The following is a 17,026-nucleotide window of genomic DNA, read 5'->3' on the forward strand; positions in this document are numbered from 1 at the left end:
ACACTCGGGATCCAGTGCCGGTCATGGCGTATCCGCAGCCGGCGTTCAGATCTTTGAGGGTCATGGTGACGATCGCGGTGACGGGTAGGCCGCGGTGGGTGCCGAGGGTCCCGGAGGCGAGTGTGTGCCGCAACGCCATTTTCAGGGCGTCGTGATGGCGTTCGTTCTGGGTGCGCGTATCCCGCGCGGCGGCAGCGTCCCGTGTAGCGGTGTCCGGACCTGAATCGTCGCCGCCGGTGTCCGATCCCAAGGCGTTGTCTGCATCGGTTGCGTCGTCTGAGTGAGCAGGGTCGTCGGGGGCCGCGGCGTCATTGGGTGCAGATGTGCCGTCGCGCGTTGTTCCACAACGGTATTCGGGATATACATCACATTCGTCGTCGCACTCGTCGTCGCCGTCGTAGTTCTTCTCATCCCACAGGCCATCATCGCTGGAGTCTGCTTCGTGGGTGGTCGGCTTGGGCTTCGGTGGTGCGGCAGCATCCTCGCCGGAGGGCTCGCCGTCCCCGTCGCCGCTGGTTTCGTCGTGGACGACCGACGTGGGGTCGGCAGGATTGTTCACTCCTGGTTTCGCGGCTTTGGAGAACAAGGCCTCGAGGTAGGCGCGTAGTTCGGAATCGACACAGAAGTTTCCTTCCGACATCCCGTCGGAACCCTGTTCACCGAGGTAGAAGAAGGCATCGCGTCGCTTGCGTGGCCTCGGCTTCGCGTTCTTGTCCTCGTCTTCGTCCTCGTCGAAGTCGCCGTCAGGGTCGAGGATCGAGTCCAGGTGCGCGACCAACGGCGCGAAGTCGTCGGGCCGTCTGGTCGAGGCCAAGCCCACCAACTGCTCTTCGGCGAAGTCGCGGGTCTGCGGATCGACACTCGCGGGCAGATGTCGGAAGAATTCGCGAATCATCTGCACATGCTTGGCATCGAGCAACCCCGCCCGCAGCGCGGCAGCGGTGTGCGGCAACAGTGGAGGCAGTACTTCACCCGACAACGCTGTCCGGTCACCCAACTCCGCGGCCAGCCGCACCCGTGCCCCGGCCGCGCGTGGGGTGATGCGCAGCATCCATGCCACCGAGCACGGCACCGACCCCGGATACACATCGAGGCCGTGCTGAGCGATCAGTTCGTTGAGCCAGGTGTACGAATACGCCGTCACCGATCGAGTGAGTGTTTCCATACGCTGGATCACCGCACGCCGGTCGGCATTCGACCACGACACCGACCCCTGCCCGGCCAACTCGGCGACAGCGGACTCGACCCGATCCACCAGCATCGACAACTCGGGATCGGACACGACCGGGGCAGGCGGCACCGTCTCGATGCCGTCCACCCCTGATCCGCCGTCCCCCGAAAGCATGAACAGAATCTATCGCGACCCACCGACAAGTATTCGAACACACGTTCCCGCGGACTTGGAAGCGACGTGGGGAGACCGACTCAGCGCCGTTTGCCGCTCCGTCGCGCATTCGTTTTCGTCTTGGCAACCGGGCGAGCCGGCTTGGAGGGGTGCGCCTTCTTCTTCTTGACCGGCGCGTCGTCTGCCGAGCCTCGCGAGCTGCGGGTCGACCGTCCTCGAACGATGCCGATGAACTCCTCGATGCGGTCGTCCTCGTGTTCTGCGACCCAGGCCAGCGCGATCTGCGACTGCTCTATGTCGGTCACCGGGCGGTAGACGAGATCCTTGCGCGCGTTGAATCGGGCCACCGAGTGCGGCACTATTGCCACCCCCAGCCCGGCAGCCACGTACTCGAACGTCTCCGCAGTTGAATTCATCGGGGGTAGGGCAGGGCGATTGCCGACTTCGAGTTCCGTTGCCACAGCGGCCCATTCGGGTACCGTCGCGGGATCGGCCAGCAGATGCTCGTCGGCGAGATCGCTCGCGGTGACGGAATCGAATGCTGCGACGGCGTGGTCTTTCGGGACCACCACAACCTGGACTTCCTGATACAGGCCGATGGCGTTGAGGCCCTCACGATCGATCGGCGGTCGGACGAAGCTCACATCCACCGTTCCGTCGTGCAGGGCCGACACCTGCGTCTCCGGCGTTGTCGCCGTGACGGACAGTGTGACGTCCGGGAACCGATCCGCCCAGATGCGCGTCCACTTCGTCAGCGTCACACCTTCGGCGTAGCCGATGGTGAACGTCGTCGGCTCGGCAGCAGCCACCTGAGCGAGCTCCGACAGCCGATCGTCCTCGGCAATCTCCACCAGAGCCCGCTCGAGCAGAGCGCGGCCGTCCTCGGTGAGTTCGGTGGGGGAGACGCCCGGCACGAACAGATCGACGCCGAGCTGCTCCTCGAGTTCCACGATGGTCTTACTCAGGCGGATTCGCGAGATTCCGAGCGACTGAGCAGCTCGGGCGAAATGCAGTTGTTGCGCCACCGCGGCGTACCAGCGCAGTGTCTGCACATCGATGTTCACGCAGTCGAGCCTATGGGACGGCGCGCAACGTGCAGGACGGTGGCGTCCAGACCGCGGAATGCCGGATAAGCTGGTCCGGTGAGCCCGGAGAACAAACAGCAGACCATGAAGCCATTGACCGCGGCGAACAAGCTCGGCATCTACCTTCCCGCAGCGCCCGAAGAGTTTCAGAACTCGATGGTCAGCAGATCCGACCTGGACGCGTTGCGGAACGATCCGCCGCAGTGGTTGACCGATTTGCAGACCAACGGACCGTTCCCCCGCGACGTCATCGCGAAGAAGCTGGGCGTGTCCATCGCGGGCCTGGCCCGCGGCGGTGTCACCGAAGCGTTGACAAGTGACGCCATCGACGAGCTCGTCGCCAGCCCGCCGCAGTGGCTCGTCCGGGAGCGACGCACGCAGATCCAGGTTCGCAAGGATGCCGAACGCATCAAGGAGAAGCAGGAAGCGCGTCGTACTGCGGGCAACCGGCCGACCAAGCTGCGCAACCTCTAGCGCGAAACCACTCCGTCAAGGTAGAGCCAGCGGCCGCCCACGCGGACGAATCGACTTTCCTCGCTCATCGTGCCCGCACCCTCGGGGTGCTTGTAGTGCGCTCGGAACTCGACGGTTCCCTGGTCGTCGAACAGACCGCCGGCGTCTGTCGAGACGATGTCGAGTCGGTACCACCGCTGATCGGCATCGAGATCCAACTCGTGAGGGACCGTATCGGGATGCCACGAGGCGCGTAGGTAAGCCGCATCCCCGACGGCGAAAGCGGTGAAGCGCGAGCGCATCAGCTTCTCGGCAGTCGGTGGGTCCGCATCGCCGCGCAGATACGGCTCGCAACACGCGTCGAACGTGTCACCGCTCGAACACGGACACCGGCGACTCACTCGGCTGCTTCCACTTCCACTGTGTAGGTACCGAGTTCGTGCTCGTCACGCTTGCCGACATCCTGAATCCACGTGTTGGCTTCGAGGAGAGTGTCGAACAATCCCAACGGAATCGGGTCTCCGCCGAGCGCGTTCTTCATGATCACGCGGTACTTCCTCACGGTGTCACCCGCCGAACAGTCGCGAGAAACGTTGCGGCAGCGAAGAACATCCCGGCGAACGTGCGATTCATCGTCTTCTGTTGGCGCTGTGAGCGCATCAGCCGCAGTACCCGAGATGCCAGCGAGGTGTATCCGGTCATCACCAGCATGTCGACCGCGACCATCGTGGCCGCGATGACGAGGTACTGAGTGAGCAGGGGCCGTGCCGGATCCAGGAACTGGGGAAGGACGGCGACCATGAACACGACGGCCTTCGGGTTGCTGGCGTTGACCAGGAATCCTCTTGCCAGCATCGTCGTTCCGCGATCGGCAACCGCGGGGGCGTCGGCGACGTCGGTGGGAGCTGCACGCCACTGGCGGACACCCAGATAGACCAGGTAGGCAACACCGAACCACTTGATCGCGGTGAACGCCAGCGCCGAGCTGGCGAGTACTGCACCCAGTCCGACGGCGACGATGCCGATCTGCAGGAGCAAGCCGATCTGCAGACCGAAGATGTTCCAGTAACCGCGGCGCAGGCCGTAACGAAGCCCGGTGGACATCGATGCGATGGCACCGGCACCGGGGGACAGACTGATGACGATGCTCGCGCCGAGGAAGGCGAGCCACACTGACCAGGACATGTGTTCATTGAACTATGCCCGTCAATTCGCTTTCGTGTCGACCGGTGTGTCGAACGAGGCGCTGCGGGGTAGGACGTGGGGATGGCAGACATCAGAACTATCGACACAGGTCCGCAGCAAGTCACCCGTCAGACCGAGGTCAGGGCGTCGGCGTCCGAATTGTTCGACATCGTCGCCGATCCCACCCGCCACGGCGAGCTCGACGGATCGGGCACGGTGAAGGACACCGTCCGCGGTCCCGATCGCCTCAGTACCGGCGCTAAGTTCTCCGTCGGCATGAAGCAGTACGGCGTGCCGTACAAGATCACCAGCACCGTCACCGAATTCGTCGACGCCGACCGGCACAAGGTCGTCGAGTGGCAGCACCCGATGGGTCACAGCTGGCGCTGGGAGTTCGAGGAGAAGCAGCCGGGTCTGACCACGGTGACCGAGAGCTTCAAGTACGGCACCGCCAAGGTCCCGAAGATGCTCGAGCTGTTCAAGATGCCGCAGAAGAATGCGCAGGGGATCAAGAGCACACTGCACAACCTGGCTGCGCGCTACGCCTGACCTGAATCTATCCTGACCGGCATGCCGATCGATCCCGACACCAAGAACTGGACCTGGGTACTCGAGCGAGCGTGCCCGGATTGCGGGTTCGGCTCGAGTGCCGTCGATTACGACGACATCCCGGACCTGATCCGCGCCGACGTCGAGCGTTGGAATGCAGTTCTGCGGCGCGACGACGTCACACTGCGCCCCGACGACTCGACGTGGTCTGCGCTCGAATACGCCGCTCATGTCCGTGACGCGCATCGAATTTTTCGTACCCGCCTGGAGCTGGTGCTCACCGAGGACGATCCTGAGTTCGCGAACTGGGACCAGGACGCCACCGCGGTGTCCGAAAACTACAACGACCAGAACCCTGCGGCGGTGGCGGGGGAGCTCGGAGATGCTGCCCGGGCTCTCGCCGGTGATTTCGCCGCCGTGCCGCCGGAGAAGCGGCACCGGACCGGTCGACGCAGCGACGGGTCGAACTTCTCCGTCGAGTCACTGGCCGCGTACTACATCCACGATCCGATTCACCATCTGTGGGACGTGCGGGGCTGAGCCGAATTCGGTGGAACTATCCTGGGAGTTCGGACAACACTGATTCGACCGAACCCCGGCACCGAACCGACTTCACGAAGGGGCCCACTATGCCTGCCCGCATCGAGCTCGCCCGCGTCGATCTACGCGGACGAACTCCATCCACCGCCGAACTACGCGGCGCACTTCCCCGAGGCGGAGTGGATGTCGATTCGGTGCTGCATCAGGTTCGCCCCGTCGTCGACGCGGTCAAGGAGCGCGGTACCGACGCGGCCCTCGAGTTCAGCGAGAAGTTCGACGGAGTCCGACCGGACCGTATTCGAGTTCCTCAGCAGGAATTGGTTCGAGCACTCGAGGAGCTGGATCCGGCCGTCCGGGCGGCGCTGGAGGTCGCCATCGAGCGAACCCGTCTGGTGCACTCCGATCAGCGTCGAACCGACCACACCACACAGGTGGTACCCGGCGGCACCGTGACCGAGCGCTGGATTCCGGTCGATCGCGTGGGGCTCTACGTGCCCGGCGGCAACGCCGTGTACCCGTCCTCTGTCGTGATGAATGTCGTTCCGGCCCAGATTGCAGGTGTCGGTTCGCTGGTGGTGGCGTCACCGCCGCAGAAGAACTTCGGTGGCCTCCCGCACCCGACCATCCTCGCGGCCGCACAGCTTCTCGGCGTAGACGAGGTGTGGGCTGTCGGCGGCGGCCAGGGCGTTGCGCTGCTCACGTACGGCGGTGTCGATACCGACGGCGGTGAACTGGCACCGGTCGATCTGATCACCGGTCCCGGCAACATCTACGTCACCGCTGCCAAGCGGCTGTGCCGATCGCTCATCGGAATCGACTCCGAGGCCGGTCCTACCGAGATCGCGATTCTCGCCGACGGCACAGCAGACCCGATCCATGTGGCAGCAGACCTGATCAGCCAGGCCGAACACGACGTCATGGCGGCCAGCGTGCTGGTGACCGACAGTGCCGAACTCGCGGACGCAGTCGACGACGCCGTGAACGCGCAGATGGCCTCCACTCGGCATGCGGAACGCGTGGCCACGGCACTGAACGGCAGCCAGTCCGGCATCGTTCTCGTCGACGACGTCACGCAGGGGCTGGCGGTCGTCAACGCGTACGCCGCGGAACACCTCGAGATCCAGACGAAGGACGCGTCCGACGTCGCAGCTCGGGTGCGCAGCGCCGGTGCCGTGTTCGTCGGAGCCTGGTCGCCGGTGAGCCTCGGTGACTACTGCGCCGGGTCCAACCACGTACTCCCGACCGCCGGGTGTGCTCGGCACTCGTCCGGCCTGAGCGTGCAGACGTTCCTGCGCGGCATCCACGTGGTGGACTACAGCGAAGCTGCGCTCGAAGATGTTGCAGCGCATGTCATTGCGCTGGCCAACGCGGAGGACCTGCCGGCCCACGGCGAAGCGGTTCGGTTGCGGTTCGAAGGGTTGCGCACCGGTGATGTGTCATGACCGATGCTTTGGGACAGTCGGTCTCGTTGGACGACCTCCCTCTGCGCGAGGCGCTGATCGGTAAGTCGCCGTACGGTGCGCCACAGCTCACCGTGCCGGTTCAGTTGAACACCAACGAGAATCCGCACCCTCCGACGCAGGCACTGATCGACGACGTCGCCGAATCGGTGCGAATTGCGGCCGCGCAACTGCACCGCTATCCGGATCGCGATGCCGACGAGTTGCGTGCCGATCTGGCGCGCTACCTGACCGACCAGACCGGCTTCGCGGTCGAGACCGCCAACGTGTGGGCGGCCAACGGATCCAACGAGATTCTGCAGCAACTGCTGCAGGCATTCGGCGGACCGGACCGCACTGCGCTGGGTTTCGTGCCGTCGTACTCGATGCACCCGATCATTTCCTCGGGAACTCAGACCGAATGGATTCCCGCGAAGCGTCGGGCAGACTTCTCGCTCGACGTCGACTATGCGGTGCAGGCGATAGAGGAGCGTAAGCCCGACGTCGTGTTCGTCACCAGCCCCAACAATCCGACGGGGCACAGCATCGACGAGCAGGATCTGCGGCGGATCCTCGATGCCGCACCGGGAATCGTGGTGGTCGACGAGGCCTACGCCGAATTCTCTTCGGCGACAAGCGCAATCGGACTTATCGAGAGCTACCCCAGCAAGATCGTGGTCAGCCGGACCATGAGCAAAGCGTTCGCGTTCGCCGGTGGTCGGCTGGGATACCTCGTTGCGGCACCGGCCGTCGTCGACGCGATGTTGTTGGTGCGCTTGCCGTATCACCTCTCGGTCGTCACCCAGGCCGCCGCTCGCGCGGCGCTGCGGCATGCCTCGGACACCCTCGGTAGCGTGGCCGAACTGTCCGCCGAACGAGATCGGGTGGCGGCGGCCCTCGGCCGCCAGGGCTACGACGTGGTGCCGTCCGACGCCAACTTCCTGCTCTTCGGCCGGTTCTCCGATGCGGCCTCGACCTGGCAGCGATACCTGGACGAAGGCGTGCTCATCCGGGACGTCGGAATTGAAGAATATCTACGCGTCACCATCGGACTGGCGCACGAGAACGACCGATTCCTCACCGTCAGCGCAGCACTCGCATCGACCGAAACAGCAGAGGCACCGAAGTGACCACACCCGCTCCCCGCATCGCCAAGATCGAGCGCACCACCAAGGAATCCGACATCTCGGTCGAGCTGAACCTCGATGGCACCGGCATCGTCGATATCTCCACCGGCGTTCCGTTCTACGACCACATGCTCACCGCGCTGGGCACCCATGCTCGTTTCGACCTCACGGTGCGCGCGAAGGGCGACATCGAGATCGAGGCGCATCACACTGTCGAGGACACCGCGATCGTGCTCGGGCAAGCACTCGGGCAGGCCCTCGGCGACAAGGCGGGGATCACCCGGTTCGGCGACTCGTTCATTCCGATGGACGAAACGCTCGTGCACGCGGCCGTCGATGTGTCCGGACGCCCGTACTGCGTGCACACCGGCGAGCCGGACTACATGGTGCATTCGGTGATCGGCGGCTACCCCGGTGTTCCGTACTCCACCGTGATCAACAAGCACGTGTTCGAGACGCTGGCCTCCAACGCTCGGATTGCGTTGCACGTCCGAGTGATCTACGGCCGCGACCAGCATCACATCACCGAAGCAGAGTTCAAAGCGGTTGCGCGGGCACTGCGTCAGGCCACCGAATACGACCCGCGGGTGACTGGAATTCTGTCCACCAAGGGAAGTCTGTGATCGATCGACCGGCGTTCGTGCTTTGAGTGGTCTGCTGACGATTCGTGGGCTTCCGGCCGCGATGGCGATGGGGGCAGCGTCGTTCGGTGGCTGGGGATTGTTGCTCCCGGTCATACCCCTGGCAGTCTCGCAATCCGGGGCGTCCGACGCGGTGGCTGCGGCCAGCACCGCGATCTTCATGACCACCACGGTCATCACTCAACTGTTCGTGCCGCGGATGCTGATGCGCGTCGGCCACCGCGCGGTCCTTGCCGCAGGGTGCTTGCTGCTGGGTGTTCCGTCGCTGTTGTTCATCGTGTCCGTCGATGCCGTACCGGCACTGGCCGTGTCGGCCCTGAGAGGAACAGGCTTCGGCATGCTGACGGTGGCCGGTGCTGCCATCGTCGCCGAGCTGGCCCCCACTGCTCTGCTCGGCCGTGCGACGGGCGCGCAGGGGATCGCCGTCGCATTGGCTCAGATGATCACGCTGCCACTGGGTTTGGTGATCTTTGCGGCGAATCCGACGGCCGTGTTCGTACTCGGCGCTCTGGTGCCTGCAGCAGGCTTGATCGGCGTGGCATTGTTGCCGCCCACCAGGCCCGCGCCGCAGCCGCCCAGAATCGAGCGGGTTCGCCTCGACGTACGGCAGTTCCTCGTGCCGTGTCTCGTCGTGGCCTCGGTGTCCGCGGCGTACGGCGGAATCACCAGCTTGCTGCCGATCGCGGAATCGAACCGAGCCGCCATGATCGGTCTCGCCTTGGCCGTCGTCAGCGCCGCGATGCTCGTCGGCCGGTACACCGCAGGTTCGGTTGCAGATCGAATCGGCATCGGACGCTCCGTCGTTCCCGCGCTGTTCTCGGCCGCGATCGGCATCGTGCTGTTCGCGATCGCCGCGCTGGGGAACATGCCCGCTGCACTGTTCTTCGTCGCCGCCGTTCTGTTCGGAATCGGGTACGGAGCATGCCAGAACGACAGCCTGGTGATGGCGTTCGACGCGGCCGGGCCCGCTCGCTACAGCAGCGCCAGCGCCGTCTGGAACATCAGCTTCGACGCGGGAACCGGTGCGGGTGCTCTCGCACTGGGCGTTCTCGCCACGAGTGTGGGGTACACCGCGGGATTCACCGCGGCCGCAATCACGGTGGTCGTCGTTGCGGCGGTGGCGCTGATCGCCCGACCACGCCCCGATAGACTTCCCTCATGACTTCTGTGGTGTTGCTCGATTACGGCTCGGGCAATCTGCACTCGGCGAAGAGGGCGTTGGCCCGGGTCGGTGCCGACGTGACGGTGACCTCGGATTTCGACGAAGCGTTGGATGCAGAGGCATTGGTCGTTCCCGGTGTCGGAGCGTTCGCCGCGTGCATGGAGGGTCTGCTTGCGGTGCGCGGTGACCGCATCATCGGGCGTCGTCTGGCCGGTGGACGCCCCGTGTTGGGTATCTGCGTCGGAATGCAGATTCTGTTCGACCGCGGCGTCGAATTCGGTGTCGAAGCCAACGGGTGTGGGGAATGGCCGGGTACGGTCGAGCGTCTGCAAGCCGACGTGTTGCCCCACATGGGCTGGAACACCGTCGAGGCGCCGGAGAAGAGCGTGCTGTTCGACGGCATCGATCCCGAGACCCGGTTCTATTTCGTCCACTCCTACGCTGCCCAGCAGTGGGAGCTCGAACCCAGCGACACGATCGCCGCGCCGTTGCTCACGTGGGCTGATCACGGCGGCCGGTTCCTTGCTGCCGTGGAGAACGGCGCGCTCTCGGCCACCCAGTTCCACCCGGAGAAATCCGGCGACGCCGGTGCCGCCCTACTCGAGAACTGGGTTCGATCGGTGTGAGCGACCGCGAGTTCTCGTTGGGAAGGTTGGCCTTCCGGTCACTCGGTGCGGCCGTCGTGGTGCTGGCACTCGCCACTGCCCTGATCGCCGTCCTGCAGCCGAGCGCGGGCGTAGCTCTGTCCATTGCCCTGGCCGGTGTGGTCGGAGCGATCGCAGCAATGGGAGTGGTGTCCACTCGTATGACCAAGCAGCTCGGCCGGGACGAATGAATTGTCGTTCCGCAGGCTGCACTCGGCGAGTGAATTGTCGTTCCGCAGGCTGCACTCGGCGAGTGAGTGACCGGTCGTTCCCGGCCACCGCCGACCCGTTTTGAATCGACCGCCGCTCGGGCCGTAGCATAACCGCACGTGAGCCTGGTCTTATTGCCTGCTGTCGATGTCGCAGGCGGCGAAGCTGTTCGTCTCGTTCAAGGAGAAGCCGGAAGCGAGACCAAGTACGGGTCGCCTCGTGATGCCGCCCTCGCGTGGCAGAACGACGGCGCGGAATGGGTCCATCTCGTGGATCTGGACGCCGCGTTCGGGCGGGGTTCCAACCGGGAGTTGCTCGCGTCGGTCGTCGGCGAACTCGACGTCAAGGTAGAGCTGTCGGGCGGCATTCGCGACGACGAGTCGCTGCGCGCGGCGCTGGCGACCGGTTGTGCGCGAGTCAATCTCGGTACCGCAGCCCTCGAGGATCCGCAATGGTGCTCCCGTGCGATCGGCGAGTTCGGTGATCGCGTTGCGGTCGGTCTGGACGTGCTGATCGTCGACGGAGCTCCGCGGCTACGCGGCCGCGGCTGGGTCAGCGACGGCGGCGATCTGTGGGAGGTGCTCGAGCGGCTCGAGCGCGACGGATGTTCGCGCTACGTGGTCACCGACGTGACCAAGGACGGCACGTTGACGGGGCCCAATCTCGAACTGCTCGCCGATGTCTGTGCCAAGACCGACAAGCCGGTCATCGCGTCGGGCGGCGTGTCCACCATTGCAGATCTCGAAGCAATTGCCGGCCTGGTCGATCGGGGCGTGGAAGGTTCCATTGTCGGAAAAGCGCTGTACGCCGGACGTTTCACGCTGCCCGACGCCCTCGCTGCGGTGTCTCGGTAGCAACGAATGACCCTTCCCGAGGAACCGACTCGTCTGCTCGAGATCGCCGGTGGATTGCTCGACGGTGTCCACGATCGGTTCGTTGCGGGCGTCGGTGCACCGAGTGCAGTGCAGAAGGGACCCGACGATTTCGCCACCGCGGTGGATCTGGAACTCGAGCGTCGGCTCGGTGCGGAATTGTTCGATTCGACCGGAATTGCTGTTCACGGCGAAGAATTCGGTGGACCGGATCTGAACTCCGGGCTCGTCTGGGTGCTCGACCCCATCGACGGCACGTTCAACTACTCGTCGGGGTTACCTTCGGCGGGAACGTTGTTGGCGTTGCTCGACGACGGAGTGCCCGTCCTCGGCCTGACGTGGCTGCCGCTGGTGGACCAGCGTTTCGCTGCGGTGGCGGGCGGCCGGCTGCTACTGAACGGTGTTGTGCTCCCGGCGCTGCAACCGAAGGGGTTGCGCGAGTCCATGATCGGCTTCGGTGCGTTCAACGTCGCCAGTCGTGGCTCGCTGCCCGGGCGGTTCAGGTTCCGCATCCTCGAAGAGCTGTCGATGCAGTCCTCTCGCCTACGGATGCACGGTGCCACCGGAGTGGATCTGGCCTACACGGCCAGCGGTGTACTGGGCGGCGCGGTGGTTTTCGGCCACCGGGCCTGGGACAACGCCGCGGGTGCGCTGCTGGTGCGCGCCGCAGGCGGAATCGTCACCGACCTCGCGGGTGAACCCTGGACGGTCGACTCCAAGTCGGTGCTCGCGGCCGGGCCCGGGGTGCACGACGAGCTACTGAAGGTGATCGCCGAACTCGGTGATCCCGCCGACTACCTGGAAGGACCTGCGCGATGAGCGTCGCGGTCAGAGTGATTCCGTGCCTCGACGTCGATGCCGGACGTGTCGTCAAGGGTGTCAACTTCGAAAACCTCCGCGACGCAGGCGATCCCGTCGAACTAGCGGCTGCCTACGACGCACAGGGAGCGGACGAGCTGACCTTTCTGGACGTCACCGCGTCCACCTCGGATCGAGGCACGATGCTCGACGTCGTCAGCCGTACAGCCGAGCAGGTGTTCATTCCGCTCACCGTCGGCGGGGGAGTACGCACCGTCGCCGACGTCGATCGTCTGTTGCGGGCCGGAGCGGACAAGGTCAGTGTGAACACCGCCGCGATCGCCCGACCCGAGTTGCTGCGCGAGCTCAGTGAGCGGTTCGGATCTCAGTGCATTGTGCTTTCGGTCGACGCTCGTACCGTTCCGCAGGGGCAGCAGGACACCCCATCGGGCTGGGAGGTCACCACACACGGCGGCAAACGCGGAACCGGTATCGACGCCGTCGAATGGGCAGTTCGTGGTGCCGAGCTGGGCGTGGGAGAGATTCTGCTCAATTCGATGGATGCCGACGGCACGAAGGCCGGGTTCGATCTGCCGATGATCGCGGCCGTTCGGGCTGCGGTGCACGTGCCGGTCATTGCCAGCGGGGGAGCGGGACGGGTTGAGCACTTCGCACCCGCAGTGCAGGCCGGGGCGGACGCTGTTCTCGCCGCCAGTGTCTTCCACTTCGGCGATCTCACCATCGGTCAGGTCAAAGAGGCGATGCGCGTCGAGCGCATCGTCGTTCGATAGCAAAGAGGTTTCCCGATGACACTCGACTCGAGTCTGTCCGCGAGACTCAAGCGCAACGAGGCCGGACTGTTCAGTGCGGTCGTGCAGGAACGGTCGACCGGGCAGGTGCTGATGGTCGCTTGGATGGACGACGAGGCGCTCTCTCGAACCCTCGAAACCCGCAAGGGCACTTACTATTCCAGGTCCCGGCAGCAGTACTGGGTCAAGGGTGAGACGTCGGGGCACACGCAGTACGTGCACGAGGTTCGACTCGACTGCGACGGTGACGCCGTGCTTCTGGTTGTCGATCAGGTCGGTGCGGCATGCCACACCGGCGCGCACACCTGCTTCGACGCCGACGTGCTGATGGGGCCCGAGAACCCTCAGGCCTGACCCGTGCCTGCAGCGATTCCCTTGTCCAACTGAGCCAGAAGGGTAGCGCTCAGGGTCGAGAGCTGCTCGACCTCCGCGTCCGAGAGCCCCTCGAACACCAGCGCCTGCACCGTGCCGACGTGCCCGGGAGCCGACTCCACGACCTTCTCCATGCCCGAGTCGGTCAGCACCGCGTAGGAACCGCGGCTGCCCGGGATGGACTCTCGGCGGACCCATCCGGCCTTCTCGAGCTTGGTCACCACGTGTGAGAGCCGCGAGAGCGACGCATTCGCGTACTCGGCCAGGTCCCTGAGTTGGATTCGCCGCTGCGGGTTCTCGCTGACGGTGGCGAGAACGAAGTAGTCGAAGTGGGTCAGCTGAGAATCGCGCTGCAGCTGAGCGTCCAGCGCGGCCGGAAGTCGAGTGACGAGGGCGACGAGCGACCGCCAGGCCTCCTGTTGACTCTCGGTGAGCCACTGGGGATCCACCGCATCGTTCGGTGTCGCCTCGTTCGGTGTCGCCGACGTGTCCATCGCGGGGAACCTCTCGATCTCTGGGTCTTTCCTGCAGGCTCCACTCCTATCGAGATAGTTGTGGTCTGCACATGATGCCTCGAGGGTCCCCCACCCGAGGCATCACGTCGGACAGATGTTCTACGTGCGATGCGCGCGCAGGTATTCGAGCGCCTTGTCCGCATGAGCCTCGAACCGTACTTCGCTCGAGAAGGTCTCGAGCACCTTCCGGTCGGTGCCGATGACGAACGTCGCCCGCTTGACCGGAGAGAGCTTGGCGAGCAGACCACGCTTGACGCCGAACGCGGTGGCGACGGCACCGTCTTCGTCGGAGAGCAGGGGGTAGTCGAAAGACTTGGCCGCGGCGAACTCTGCCTGTTTGGCGACGGCATCGGCACTGATGCCGACTCGGGTGGCTCCGATCTCGGCGAACTCCGAGGCCAGGTCCCGGAAATGGCACGCTTCGGCAGTGCACCCGGGGGTGAAGGCGGCCGGGTAGAAGAACAGCACTATCGGACCGTTCGCCAGCAGTTCGGTCAGGGTTCTGATCTGTCCGGTCTGGTCCGGTAGGGAAAAGTCGGGAACGAGTTCGCCTGGTTTCATGCTCGGCAGGTTACCGCGAGCGCCGGCCTTGTCGCCGGAGCGGAGCCTGCGGAGTGACCCGTTGTGCCGAACCTGGGAGGATGGGGCAATGCGCGGCGAGACGACCACCGACCCCAGTCCCACCTCCGGTACCGACAACTCGGACTCGACCACCTCCCGCGAGGTGTTCCGGCAGCTCGCAGCCGAGCACCGAGTGGTTCCGGTGACACGAAAGGTGCTCGCCGACTCCGAGACTCCGTTGTCGGCGTACCGCAAGCTCGGTGCGGACCGGCCCGGCACCTTTCTGCTCGAGTCTGCGGAGAACGGTCGTTCGTGGTCGAGATGGTCGTTCATCGGCGCGGGCGCCCCGGCGTCGCTGACGGTCATCGACGGCGAGGCGGCCTGGCGCGGCAACGTTCCGGCAGGGGTGCCCACCGGCGGCGATCCGCTCGAGGTCCTGGCCAGGACTTTGGAGCTGTTGCACTCGGAGCGGGTGCCCGGTCTGCCCCCGTTGACGGGCGGCATGGTCGGCTACCTGGGATACGACTCGGTGCGGCGTATCGAGAAGCTGCCCGAGTATGCACAGGACGACCTCGGTGTGCCCGAGCTGGTCATGCTGCTCGCGACCGATCTGGCGGCCGTCGACCACCACGAGGGTGCGATCACGCTGATCGCGAACGCGGTCAACTGGGACGGAACCGACGACAACGTCGACGAGGCCTACGACGACGCCGTGCGCCGACTGGATCGCATGTGCGCAGACTTGTCCAAGCCTGCTGATTCCACCGTCTCCACCGTCTCCAAGCCTGCACCGCAGTTTCGGCGGCAGCGGACCTCCGAGGGCTTCGGTGCCGACGTCGCCCGGTTGGTGGAGGAGATCGAAGCCGGAGAGGCGTTCCAGGTGGTCCTCTCGCAACGCTTCGAGATGGACACCGATGCGTCGCCGCTCGACGTCTACCGCATGCTGCGGGCCTCCAACCCCAGCCCGTACATGTACCTGATGCATGTTCCGGGCGACAACGACGAGACTGCTTTCTCGATCGTCGGATCGAGCCCCGAGGCCCTGGTGACAGTGGTCGACGGCCTCGCCACCACGCATCCGATCGCGGGCACGCGGTGGCGCGGTACCTCCGAGGAAGAGGACGTGCTGCTCGAGAAAGATCTGCTCGCCGACGAGAAGGAGAACGCGGAGCACCTGATGCTCGTGGACCTCGGTCGTAACGACCTCGGGCGCGTCTGTGCCCCCGGCACGGTCCGGGTCAGCGACTACCGCCACATCGAGCGATACAGCCATGTCATGCATCTGGTCTCGACGGTGACGGGCCGTCTGGCCGAGGGCAAGCGTGCCCTCGACGCGGTCAAGGCCTGCTTCCCGGCGGGCACGTTGTCGGGAGCACCGAAGGTGCGCGCCATGGAACTGATCGACGAGTTGGAACCGACGCGACGCGGTATCTACGGCGGCATCGTCGGCTATCTCGATTTCGCGGGTGACGCCGACACCGCCATTTCGATTCGGACCGCTCTGATCAAGGACGGGACCGCCTACGTTCAGGCCGGTGCGGGGGTCGTGGCGGATTCGGTCGCGCAATACGAGGACGACGAGGCACGAAACAAGGCCATGGCCGTACTGGGTGCAGTCGCGGCCGCAGAATCGCTTCGCGAGGTCGGTGGGCGATGACCGAGCGATCCGGTCGTCGCGCGTCGGCCGCTGTTCCGGTCGCTCTGCTGATCGTGGCTGCGGCGTGTCTGTGGGGCGCGTCGAGAATGACGTGGGTCCGGGTGACGTCCTCCGACGGTCTCGGGGAGAATCGAACGGACGACCTTCTCGGTAGCACCTGGGCCGCTGCCACCACACCGCTCGCGCTGGTGCTGCTGGCTGCGGTAGCCGCGTCGTTCGCGGTGCGCGGGTGGGCCTCTCGGGTGCTGGCTCTGTTGATCGCGGTGGTGGCCGTGTCGGCCGCTGTTCCGGCCGTCCGACTGCTCACCGCGGGAGCTTCCGACGCGGAGTCGGCGGCCCTTGCCGAACTCCCCGCCAGGGCTCAGGTCTCGATGACGGAGGTCTCGGTTCTTCCGGCGATCGTCACCCTCGTCGGAGCGCTGTGCGCCCTCGGTGCGGCGGTGGTGTCGATTCGGAAAACATCTGCCTCGCAGGTACTCTCGTCCAAGTACGACGCCCCGGCGGTGCGACGTGACGAGGTGGCTCGACGCGTTCGCAGTTCCTCGTCCGACAACGGCGTGCCGGACGAAGGCGAGGACCTCACCGAACGCATGATGTGGGACGCGCTCGACGCGGGCGAAGATCCTACCGACGAGTCCGGTACCCCGCGTTCGTCGTGATGAATCCGCCCTCTACGCTAGGTCCGACCCCGATGAGATTCCTCACATCGGAAGTCGACGCTCAGAAAGGACTGGGGGCACCATGACTGTTCTCGACTCGATTCTCGACGGTGTACGGGCCGACGTGGCCGCGCGCGAATCGGTGGTCGATTTCGCCGCCGTCAAAGCAGCAGCGAAAGCAGCCCCGGCACCTCTCGACGCAGCGGCAGCCCTTCGTGAGGACGGGATCGGCGTCATCGCCGAGGTCAAGCGTGCCAGCCCGTCCAAGGGTGCGTTGGCAGACATCGGTGATCCCGCGGTTCTGGCTCGCGCCTACGAGCAGGGCGGTGCCCGCATCATCAGCGTCCTCACCGAAGAGCGTCGCTTCCACGGATCCCTCGCAGACCTCGACGCAGTTCGTGCC

22 protein-coding genes and 1 pseudogene are annotated in these 17,026 nt (G+C 65.3%); 16 read left to right on the forward strand and 7 right to left on the reverse strand.

Annotated elements, in window-relative coordinates:
- A partial coding sequence (locus O4220_RS25190) for a DUF222 domain-containing protein (protein ID WP_269608291.1) occupies positions 1-1,345 on the reverse strand: 1,345 nt, incomplete at its 3' end.
- Between the two features lie 80 nt (positions 1,346-1,425).
- Complete coding sequence (locus tag O4220_RS25195; protein ID WP_269608292.1) at positions 1,426-2,409, reverse strand: LysR family transcriptional regulator; 984 nt, start codon at positions 2,407-2,409, stop codon at positions 1,426-1,428.
- A gap of 78 nt (positions 2,410-2,487) precedes the next feature.
- Between O4220_RS25195 and O4220_RS25200 the strand changes: the two genes are divergently transcribed.
- On the forward strand, positions 2,488-2,904 hold the full coding sequence (locus O4220_RS25200) for a DUF5997 family protein (RefSeq protein WP_269608293.1): 417 nt from the start codon (positions 2,488-2,490) through the stop codon (positions 2,902-2,904).
- Here the strand turns inward: O4220_RS25200 and O4220_RS25205 are convergent.
- From O4220_RS25205 to rhtB, 3 genes are read right to left on the reverse strand one after another with little or no spacing between them, the layout of a single operon-like run.
- The gene (locus O4220_RS25205) at positions 2,901-3,284 is read right to left on the reverse strand and encodes a YchJ family protein (protein WP_269608294.1); all 384 of its coding nucleotides are present in this window, start codon (positions 3,282-3,284) and stop codon (positions 2,901-2,903) included. The two genes, O4220_RS25200 and O4220_RS25205, sit on opposite strands and share 4 nt — an antisense overlap.
- A complete protein-coding gene (locus O4220_RS25210) occupies positions 3,281-3,430 on the reverse strand; it encodes a hypothetical protein (protein WP_155289322.1) in 150 nt (49 codons plus the stop codon). Before O4220_RS25210 ends, O4220_RS25205 begins: the two co-directional genes overlap by 4 nt.
- A gap of 11 nt (positions 3,431-3,441) precedes the next feature.
- Positions 3,442-4,068 (reverse strand): homoserine/homoserine lactone efflux protein, encoded by a 627-nt coding sequence (gene rhtB / locus O4220_RS25215; protein ID WP_057476160.1) that lies wholly within the window; start codon positions 4,066-4,068, stop codon positions 3,442-3,444.
- An 81-nt stretch (positions 4,069-4,149) separates the two neighbouring features.
- Here rhtB and O4220_RS25220 point away from each other — a divergent pair, with 81 nt between their 5' ends.
- The 12 genes from O4220_RS25220 to hisI all read left to right on the forward strand — a co-directional run bounded on the left by O4220_RS25220 (position 4,150) and on the right by hisI (position 13,213).
- Positions 4,150-4,617, forward strand: a complete 468-nt coding sequence (locus tag O4220_RS25220; RefSeq protein ID WP_269608295.1) for an SRPBCC family protein — start codon at positions 4,150-4,152, stop codon at positions 4,615-4,617.
- Between the two features lie 21 nt (positions 4,618-4,638).
- Positions 4,639-5,157, forward strand: coding sequence for a DinB family protein (locus O4220_RS25225; RefSeq protein ID WP_269608296.1), 519 nt, complete (start codon positions 4,639-4,641; stop codon positions 5,155-5,157).
- 89 nt (positions 5,158-5,246) lie between these two features.
- Complete coding sequence (gene hisD / locus O4220_RS25230; protein ID WP_269608297.1) at positions 5,247-6,599, forward strand: histidinol dehydrogenase; 1,353 nt, start codon at positions 5,247-5,249, stop codon at positions 6,597-6,599.
- Positions 6,596-7,726, forward strand: a complete 1,131-nt coding sequence (locus O4220_RS25235; RefSeq protein WP_269608298.1) for a histidinol-phosphate transaminase — start codon at positions 6,596-6,598, stop codon at positions 7,724-7,726. Before hisD ends, O4220_RS25235 begins: the two co-directional genes overlap by 4 nt.
- Positions 7,723-8,346, forward strand: coding sequence for an imidazoleglycerol-phosphate dehydratase HisB (gene hisB, locus O4220_RS25240; protein WP_032379000.1), 624 nt, complete (start codon positions 7,723-7,725; stop codon positions 8,344-8,346). Before O4220_RS25235 ends, hisB begins: the two co-directional genes overlap by 4 nt.
- 61 nt (positions 8,347-8,407) lie before the next feature.
- Positions 8,408-9,526 (forward strand): MFS transporter, encoded by a 1,119-nt coding sequence (locus O4220_RS25245; protein ID WP_269608360.1) that lies wholly within the window; start codon positions 8,408-8,410, stop codon positions 9,524-9,526.
- Positions 9,523-10,152: an imidazole glycerol phosphate synthase subunit HisH gene (gene hisH / locus O4220_RS25250; protein WP_269608299.1), complete on the forward strand. Its 630-nt coding sequence runs from the start codon at positions 9,523-9,525 to the stop codon at positions 10,150-10,152. Before O4220_RS25245 ends, hisH begins: the two co-directional genes overlap by 4 nt.
- Positions 10,149-10,361, forward strand: coding sequence for a hypothetical protein (locus tag O4220_RS25255; RefSeq protein ID WP_269608300.1), 213 nt, complete (start codon positions 10,149-10,151; stop codon positions 10,359-10,361). Before hisH ends, O4220_RS25255 begins: the two co-directional genes overlap by 4 nt.
- Positions 10,362-10,499: 138 nt before the next feature.
- Entirely contained in the window at positions 10,500-11,234 is a 735-nt protein-coding gene (priA, locus tag O4220_RS25260) for a bifunctional 1-(5-phosphoribosyl)-5-((5-phosphoribosylamino)methylideneamino)imidazole-4-carboxamide isomerase/phosphoribosylanthranilate isomerase PriA (RefSeq protein ID WP_008715867.1), read from the forward strand.
- A gap of 6 nt (positions 11,235-11,240) precedes the next feature.
- Entirely contained in the window at positions 11,241-12,071 is an 831-nt protein-coding gene (locus O4220_RS25265) for an inositol monophosphatase family protein (RefSeq protein ID WP_269608301.1), read from the forward strand.
- The gene (gene hisF / locus O4220_RS25270) at positions 12,068-12,841 is read left to right on the forward strand and encodes an imidazole glycerol phosphate synthase subunit HisF (RefSeq protein ID WP_269608302.1); all 774 of its coding nucleotides are present in this window, start codon (positions 12,068-12,070) and stop codon (positions 12,839-12,841) included. The genes O4220_RS25265 and hisF overlap by 4 nt, the downstream gene beginning before the upstream one ends.
- A 15-nt stretch (positions 12,842-12,856) precedes the next feature.
- Positions 12,857-13,213: a phosphoribosyl-AMP cyclohydrolase gene (gene hisI, locus O4220_RS25275; RefSeq protein ID WP_269608303.1), complete on the forward strand. Its 357-nt coding sequence runs from the start codon at positions 12,857-12,859 to the stop codon at positions 13,211-13,213.
- Here hisI and O4220_RS25280 read toward each other — a convergent pair.
- Positions 13,204-13,725: a MarR family winged helix-turn-helix transcriptional regulator gene (locus O4220_RS25280; protein ID WP_269608304.1), complete on the reverse strand. Its 522-nt coding sequence runs from the start codon at positions 13,723-13,725 to the stop codon at positions 13,204-13,206. The genes hisI and O4220_RS25280 overlap by 10 nt on opposite strands.
- 120 nt (positions 13,726-13,845) lie before the next feature.
- Positions 13,846-14,307 (reverse strand): peroxiredoxin, encoded by a 462-nt coding sequence (locus O4220_RS25285; RefSeq protein WP_269608305.1) that lies wholly within the window; start codon positions 14,305-14,307, stop codon positions 13,846-13,848.
- 88 nt (positions 14,308-14,395) lie between these two features.
- On the opposite strand from O4220_RS25285, the gene O4220_RS25290 reads away from it, so the two are divergent.
- From O4220_RS25290 to O4220_RS25300, 3 genes and pseudogenes are all read left to right on the forward strand, one after another.
- Positions 14,396-15,964: an anthranilate synthase component I gene (locus O4220_RS25290; protein WP_269608306.1), complete on the forward strand. Its 1,569-nt coding sequence runs from the start codon at positions 14,396-14,398 to the stop codon at positions 15,962-15,964.
- Complete coding sequence (locus tag O4220_RS25295) at positions 15,961-16,623, forward strand: TIGR02234 family membrane protein (protein ID WP_269608307.1); 663 nt, start codon at positions 15,961-15,963, stop codon at positions 16,621-16,623. The genes O4220_RS25290 and O4220_RS25295 overlap by 4 nt, the downstream gene beginning before the upstream one ends.
- A gap of 82 nt (positions 16,624-16,705) precedes the next feature.
- Positions 16,706-17,026: pseudogene (locus tag O4220_RS25300) on the forward strand (indole-3-glycerol-phosphate synthase TrpC); the annotation flags it as partial.

It is taken from the genome of Rhodococcus ruber (assembly GCF_027270735.1).
In the GTDB taxonomy this organism is placed as follows: Bacteria; Actinomycetota; Actinomycetes; order Mycobacteriales; family Mycobacteriaceae; genus Rhodococcoides; species Rhodococcoides rubrum_A.

Coding starts and splice junctions, on each gene's coding strand:
- hisF (WP_269608302.1), top strand. CDS start 12,068: ATGAGCGTCGCGGTCAGAGTGATTCCGTGCCTCGACGTCGATGCCGGA.
- hisI (WP_269608303.1), top strand. CDS start 12,857: ATGACACTCGACTCGAGTCTGTCCGCGAGACTCAAGCGCAACGAGGCC.
- O4220_RS25285 (WP_269608305.1), bottom strand. CDS start 14,307: ATGAAACCAGGCGAACTCGTTCCCGACTTTTCCCTACCGGACCAGACC.
- hisD (WP_269608297.1), top strand. CDS start 5,247: ATGCCTGCCCGCATCGAGCTCGCCCGCGTCGATCTACGCGGACGAACT.
- O4220_RS25245 (WP_269608360.1), top strand. CDS start 8,408: ATGGCGATGGGGGCAGCGTCGTTCGGTGGCTGGGGATTGTTGCTCCCG.
- rhtB (WP_057476160.1), bottom strand. CDS start 4,068: ATGTCCTGGTCAGTGTGGCTCGCCTTCCTCGGCGCGAGCATCGTCATC.
- O4220_RS25280 (WP_269608304.1), bottom strand. CDS start 13,725: ATGGACACGTCGGCGACACCGAACGAGGCGACACCGAACGATGCGGTG.
- hisH (WP_269608299.1), top strand. CDS start 9,523: ATGACTTCTGTGGTGTTGCTCGATTACGGCTCGGGCAATCTGCACTCG.
- O4220_RS25225 (WP_269608296.1), top strand. CDS start 4,639: ATGCCGATCGATCCCGACACCAAGAACTGGACCTGGGTACTCGAGCGA.
- O4220_RS25295 (WP_269608307.1), top strand. CDS start 15,961: ATGACCGAGCGATCCGGTCGTCGCGCGTCGGCCGCTGTTCCGGTCGCT.
- O4220_RS25235 (WP_269608298.1), top strand. CDS start 6,596: ATGACCGATGCTTTGGGACAGTCGGTCTCGTTGGACGACCTCCCTCTG.
- O4220_RS25265 (WP_269608301.1), top strand. CDS start 11,241: ATGACCCTTCCCGAGGAACCGACTCGTCTGCTCGAGATCGCCGGTGGA.
- O4220_RS25290 (WP_269608306.1), top strand. CDS start 14,396: ATGCGCGGCGAGACGACCACCGACCCCAGTCCCACCTCCGGTACCGAC.
- O4220_RS25220 (WP_269608295.1), top strand. CDS start 4,150: ATGGCAGACATCAGAACTATCGACACAGGTCCGCAGCAAGTCACCCGT.